The organism is Bartonella sp. AA168HLJHH (assembly GCF_042197365.1).
GTDB lineage: Bacteria > Pseudomonadota > Alphaproteobacteria > Rhizobiales > Rhizobiaceae > Bartonella.
Genome location: NZ_JBHIRS010000093.1, coordinates 1 through 579 on the forward strand (window position 1 = coordinate 1; position 579 = coordinate 579).

1 protein-coding gene is annotated in these 579 nt (G+C 44.4%); it reads left to right on the forward strand.

Going from position 1 to position 579, the window contains the following annotated elements:
* Positions 1-557 (forward strand): hypothetical protein (locus ACFINM_RS09925; RefSeq protein ID WP_375641407.1); only part of this gene is annotated, 557 nt, incomplete at its 5' end.
* Positions 558-579: the final 22 nt, after the last annotated feature.

The window sequence follows — 579 nt, forward strand, 5'->3', positions numbered from 1 at the left end:
TATCGGTTCGTGCGTTTGCGAAGAAGATGGGTGTTTCACATAATGCGGTGGTTTCTCGGATAAAGACAGGTAAATTTGATAAGGCTCTTTTTGAAGATGGTTCTGTCAATGAAGCGCTTGCAACAGCTATCTGGAATGAGAATCCAACAAAGCGCCCTGCTCCATTTTTAGCGCCTGATGGTCAACCGCGGACAAAGATCAAACAAGCCTCTACAGATGGAGCCAATGAATACAAGATAAAACTGGAGCGAATGCAAGTTGCCCTTGAAAGCGAGAAGATTGCTCTTGAACGCTTACGCGAAACAACCGTTGACCGTGAAGAAGTCAAGAGAGCAGCTCGTGAGTTTGGAAGAGCGCACCGTGATGCTATGTTGAATTTTCCTCATCGTTTTGGTGCAAGCATTGCTGCACAAGTTGGATGTGATGCAGCCAGCCTTATTGGTGCTATTGATTACACTATGAGAACCGCTTTACTTGAGGCGGTTAATATTCCAGTGCCTTTTCATGATCCTCATTCTCCAGAGTTAGAGAACTTGCAAGAAACGAATAATGGATGACAATGCAGTCGAAGAATTTTTC